Source organism: Micrococcus sp. KRD096, assembly GCF_017168495.1.
Taxonomy (GTDB): domain Bacteria; phylum Actinomycetota; class Actinomycetes; order Actinomycetales; family Micrococcaceae; genus Micrococcus; species Micrococcus luteus.
This window is the reverse complement of the sequence record NZ_JABFAY010000016.1, coordinates 48,949-54,213: the sequence shown is the minus strand read 5'-3', so window position 1 is coordinate 54,213 and position 5,265 is coordinate 48,949. Positions and strand designations below refer to the sequence as shown.

The window sequence follows — 5,265 nt, the reverse complement described above, 5'->3', positions numbered from 1 at the left end:
GCGCAGCACCGACTGCCGCCCGCCACGCCCCGCGAGCGGCAGTCGGTGCTGCGCACCCTGCGCACCCCGCGGTGGCTGGGCACCGAGGTGTTGGCCGCGGTCGTGGTGGCGCTCGCCCTGATCCCGGAGGCCATCGCGTTCTCGATCATCGCGGGCGTGGATCCGCGCGTCGGGCTGTTCGCGTCCTTCACCATGGCCGTCACCACCGCGATCGTGGGCGGCCGCCCCGCCATGATCTCCGCGGCCACGGGGGCGGTGGCGCTGGTCGTCGCGCCGCTGTCCCACGAGCACGGGGTGGGGCACCTGATTGCCGCGATCATCCTCGGCGGTGTCATCCAGATCCTGCTCGGCGTGCTCGGTGTGGCCCGGCTCATGCGGTTCGTCCCGCGGTCGGTGATGGTGGGGTTCGTCAACGCGCTGGCCATCCTCGTGTTCACCTCGCAGCTGCCCGAGCTGATCGGCGTCCCGTGGCTCGTGTACCCGCTCACGGCGCTCGCCCTGGTGATCGTGGTGCTGCTGCCGCGGCTCACCACGGCGGTGCCGGCGACCCTGGTGGCCGTGGTCGTGGTCACCTCCCTGGTGATGGCCGCCGGTCTGACCGTGCCGCGCGTGGGGGACCGTGGCGCGCTGCCGGACGCGTTGCCCGCGCTCGGCCTGCCGGACGTCCCGCTGACGTGGGAGACGCTGTGGCTGATCCTGCCGTTCAGCATCGGCATGGCGTTCGTGGGGCTGCTCGAGTCCCTGCTCACCGCGAAGCTGGTGGACGACATCACGGACACCCGCTCGGACAAGACGCGCGAGTCCTGGGGGCAGGGGGTCGCGAACGTGGTCTCCGGGCTGTTCGGCGGGATGGGCGGCTGTGCAGTGGTGGGGCAGACCATGATGAACGTCAAGGCGAACGGCGCCCGCACCCGGATCTCCACGTTCCTCGCGGGCGTGTTCCTGTTGGTCCTCGTGGTGGCCCTCGGCGAGTTCGTGGCGCAGATCCCCATGGCCGCGCTCGTGGGCGTGATGATGTTCGTGGCCGCCGCCACCTTCGATTGGCATTCGGTGCGCCCCGCCACCCTGCGCGCGATGCCGCGCTCGGAGACCGCCGTCATGGTCGTGACCGTGGCGGCCACGGTGCTCACTCACAACCTCGCGATCGGCGTGGGTGTGGGCGTGCTCGCTGCGCTGGTGCTCTTCGCTCAGCGCGTCTCGCGTCTGGTCACGGTGGTCCGCGAGGTCCACGACGACGGCGACGCCGTCACGTATCGCGTGCACGGCGCCCTGTTCTTCGCGTCCTCGAACGACCTCTACTCGCAGTTCGAGTACGCCCTCGACCCGCCGCGCGTCGTGATCGACATGAGTGCCGCGCACGTGTGGGACGCCTCCACTGTGGCCGCGCTCGACTCGGTGCTGACCAAGTACGCCCGGCACGGGATCCACGCCGAGGTGACGGGGCTGAACGAGGCCTCCGCGGCGATGCACGCGCGCCTCACCGGGCGACTCGGCGCCTGAGCCGGCGGGCTCAGGCGGTGACGAACTCCCACTGGTGCCCGTCCGGGTCGACGATCTCGCGGGAGTGCATGCCGGAGTCGGCCATCTCCTCGCGCAGGTCCACGGGCAGGGGCACCTCGGCGGCGCCGAGCTCGACCGCCCGGTCCGCCAGGGCGTCCACCGCCGCCGCGTCGCCGACGCTCAGCGCCATGAGGGCGGAGTTGGTGGTGAGGCAGTCGGCGATCTCACGGTTGCCGATGAAGTCGGTGTAGTAGCCGGGGCTGAGGTACATCGCGTACGTCGACTCGGTGAGCTCGATGCACACCGAGTGCTCGTCCGAGTAGTCGTCCATCGCGGTGGCGCCCAGGGTCGTCCAGAACTCACGGATCCGCTCGGTGTCCGTCGTCGGGAGGTTGATGAACACCGGCTGGGAGAACAAGGCCATGGGGAGCACCGTAGACGAGGGGTTCGGCCCACCGCCACCGCGCGCGTGTCGCGGGCGCGGTGGCGTGGTGTGGGCCACGGGGCCGCTTCCGACGGCGCCCGCGGCCTGGCGCGTCCGCCCCCGTTGGTAGCGTGGCCGCCATGAGCGTTCCTCCCTCCGGCCCGCCGGCCGGTCCGCCCGCCGGCTGGCCGCCGTCGGGTCGGCCGTCCGACCGCCGCGCCGCCGTCGCCCCGAGCCCGTACGGGCACCCCGGCGCCCCCGGTGGCGTCCCCGCCGGCTGGCCTGGCCGCCGGCCCGCGGCCCGCACCGCGCCGGACTGGACCCCGGGCCGGTTCCACTGGGGCGACGCCGTCGTGGTGCTCGTGTACGTGGCGCTCATGGTGCTCGGGCTGGGGCTGTGGCTGGCGGTGTCGCTCGGCCTGGTCCCCGGTGACCTCGAGGCGTTCGACCTGGTCCGCGACGGGTTCACGGTGAACATCGTCAGCTACGCGATCCTCGTGGTGCTCGTGCTGGCCGTGGCCTGGCGCCCGCTCGTGACGTCGCTGCGGGTGTTCCGCACGGGGACGTGGTGGAAGCTGTTGCTGCTGCCCGCCACGTGGCTGGCGTGCATCGTCGTGAACGTGATCGTGCTGAGCCTCATCGGGGAGGCGCAGACCAGCGCCAACCAGGCCGCGCTCGAGGAGATGACCACGCAGGCCCCGCCCGTGCTCATGATCCTCATGACCGTGGTGGCCGCCCCGCTCGTGGAGGAGTACCTGTTCCGCCACCTGCTGATCGGCAAGCTCTCCCGCTGGATCAACGTGTGGGTGTGCGCCGTGGTCTCCGTGCTCGCGTTCACACTCCTGCACTTCCTCGGCACCGGCGGCGACTTCCGGCTCGTGGAGACCGTCCCGTACCTGACCCTCGCGGTGGCGATCACGGTGTCCTACATCCTGATGGGCCGCTCGTTCGGGTACGCGGTGCTGCTGCACATGGTGAACAACGGCATCGCCATCGCGATGCTCTACCTCGTGGCCCCCCTGCTGCCGGACACGCTGCCCGGCCCCACTGCCCCGACCACGGCGCTGGCCCCGCTGCTGGCCCTGCTGGGCTGAGATGGCAGGACCCTCCGGCTCGACGGCGGCGCCCGCCCCGCAGGACGCGCGCGCCCTCACGCGGCGCATCCTCGCGCTCGCGGTCCCCGCGTTCGGCGCGCTCATCGCGGAGCCGCTGTTCCTGCTGGCCGACACCGCGATCATCGGGCACCTGGGCACGGCCCAGCTGGCCGGCGTCGGGATCGGCACCACCATCCTGCACACGCTCACCGGCCTCATGATCTTCCTGGCCTACGCCACCACCCCGGCGGTGGCCCGGCTGATCGGGGCGGGGAACCCGGCCGCCGCGATGGACCGCGGCCGCGACGGCATCTGGCTGGGCCTGCTGCTCGGCGCGGTGCTGGCCGTCCTCGGCTGGCTCGCGGCCCCCGCGCTGACGGCGGCCCTCGGCGCGACGGGCGAGGTGCAGGCCCACGCCGTCGCCTACCTGCGCTGGTCCATGCCGGGGCTGCCGGCCCTGCTGGCCGTGCTCGCGGCCACCGGGGTGCTCCGCGGCCTCCAGGACACCGTGACGCCGCTCGTGGTGGCGGGTGTGGGCTTCGGCGCGAACATCGGGCTGAACGTGGCCCTGGTGTACGGGCTGGGCTGGGGCGTAGCTGGCTCGGCCGTCGGTACGTCCGTGGTGCAGTGGGCGATGCTCGTGACATACCTGTTCGTGCTGGCCCCGCGCTTCCGCCGCTCGGGCACGGTGTGGGCGCCCCGTGCGTCGGGCATGCGCGCCACGGCCCAGGTGGGCTCGTGGCTGCTGCTGCGCACCGCGAGCCTGCGCGCGGCCATCCTCATCACCGTCATGGCCGCCGCCGGCGCGGGCGACCTCACCCTCGCCGCGCACCAGCTCGTCTTCACGCTGTTCTCCACGCTGGCGTTCGCCCTCGACGCCCTCGCGATCGCCGCGCAGGCCCTGATCGGCGCCGAGCTCGGGGCCGCCCGGCCGGATGCGGCCCGTCGCCTCACCCGGACGATGGTGCGCTGGGGGCTGGGCTTCGGCGTCGTGACCGGGGCCGTGCTGGCCCTGGCGGCACCGGTGCTGCCGGGGCTGTTCACCACGGACCCGACCGTGCAGGCCGCCGCCACCGTGGGCCTGTGGGTGCTGGCCGCCGGGCAGCCGGTGGCCGGGTACGTGTTCGTGCTGGACGGCGTGCTGATCGGCGCCGGCGACGCCCGCTACCTCGCCCTCGCCGGCCTCGTGAACCTCGTGGTCTACGCGCCGGCGCTCTGGGTGCTCGCGCAGCTCGCCACGGGCGGATTCGGCTGGACCGCGGCCTGGCCCGGACCGAACGCCGCCGTGCCCGACGCCGGCGTGCAGCTGGGCCTGCTCTGGCTCGGCTTCGCAGGGGTCTACATGGGGATGCGGGCGCTCACCCTCGGCTGGCGGGCCCGGCGCGACGACTGGATGCGGCTCGGCGTCGTGTGAGCGCGTCCGGGCGGTGACGCGCGGGCCGGGCCGCGGCCGCACTGCTCCTAGACTGGGGCGGTGGCTACCGTGCAGACCCCCCTCGAGATCTCGTCCGTGGTGTTCAAGCCGATCCTGATCCGCGCCGTGGTGGCGCTGGCGTTCGGTCTGACCACCGTGTTCGTCGCCGAGCCGGGCCTGACGTGGATGAAGGTCATGTTCGCGCTGTACCTGGCGTTCTCCGGTTCGGCGATGTGGGAGTACCTGCGCCGCGACCCGGTGCCCGTGGCCATGCGCTCCCCGCTGTCCCTGGCGGCGGCCGCGTGGATGCTCGGCGTGATCGTGCTGCTGTTCCTGGGGTCCCCGGCGGCGGTGGGCGTGGCGGCCGGCGCCGCCCTCGTGCTCGGCGGCGTCGCCGAGCTCGTGGCGTGGGCCCGCCACCGCCGCGAGTTCATCCCCGCGCGGGACCAGCTGTGGACCGGACTCGTGGGCCTGCTCTCCGGGGGCGGCGTGGTCGTGGCCGCCCTGCAGGGCTTCGGCCCGCACGCCCTGCTCGGCATCGCCGGCGGCGGGGCGATCCTGATCGGCGTGCTCCTGATGGTCTCCGGGCTCGGCTTCCACCACGAGGTGCGCCGGGACCGGGGCACGGCCAGGGGCCTCTGAACCGGGCCGACGTCGTCGTCCTGACCCGCGGGGCGGACGTTCGCCGGGGGAGGACCTCGGGGCCCCGAGGGGCCACCCGTCGGCCGGACGCGTAGACTGGCTCCGGTCCGCCGCGCCCCGAGGGCCTCAGCCCCGGGCGCCTGCGCGGGCCGTGTCGCCCCAGCCGCCCCCAGCCGTCAGGAGTCCCGCCG

At 73.8% G+C, this 5,265-nt stretch carries 5 protein-coding genes; 4 read left to right on the top strand and 1 reads right to left on the bottom strand.

The window, feature by feature from the left end; translation table 11 throughout:
* Positions 1–12: 12 nt before the first annotated feature.
* The gene (locus J1M41_RS07400; protein WP_206451492.1) at positions 13–1,500 is read left to right on the top strand and encodes a SulP family inorganic anion transporter; all 1,488 of its coding nucleotides are present in this window, start codon (positions 13–15) and stop codon (positions 1,498–1,500) included.
* A 10-nt stretch (positions 1,501–1,510) separates the two neighbouring features.
* Here J1M41_RS07400 and J1M41_RS07395 read toward each other — a convergent pair whose 3' ends face one another.
* Complete coding sequence (locus tag J1M41_RS07395) at positions 1,511–1,924, bottom strand: VOC family protein (RefSeq protein ID WP_002856773.1); 414 nt, start codon at positions 1,922–1,924, stop codon at positions 1,511–1,513.
* A gap of 140 nt (positions 1,925–2,064) precedes the next feature.
* Here J1M41_RS07395 and J1M41_RS07390 point away from each other — a divergent pair, with 140 nt between their 5' ends.
* From J1M41_RS07390 to J1M41_RS07380, 3 genes are read left to right on the top strand one after another with little or no spacing between them, the layout of a single operon-like run.
* Positions 2,065–3,018 carry a CPBP family intramembrane glutamic endopeptidase gene (locus tag J1M41_RS07390; protein ID WP_206451460.1) on the top strand — a complete coding sequence of 318 codons (954 nt, stop codon included), beginning with the start codon at positions 2,065–2,067 and terminating at the stop codon, positions 3,016–3,018.
* A 1-nt stretch (position 3,019) separates the two neighbouring features.
* Complete coding sequence (locus J1M41_RS07385) at positions 3,020–4,432, top strand: MATE family efflux transporter (RefSeq protein WP_049144852.1); 1,413 nt, start codon at positions 3,020–3,022, stop codon at positions 4,430–4,432.
* A 60-nt stretch (positions 4,433–4,492) separates the two neighbouring features.
* Positions 4,493–5,074: a hypothetical protein gene (locus J1M41_RS07380; protein WP_010079963.1), complete on the top strand. Its 582-nt coding sequence runs from the start codon at positions 4,493–4,495 to the stop codon at positions 5,072–5,074.
* Positions 5,075–5,265: the final 191 nt, after the last annotated feature.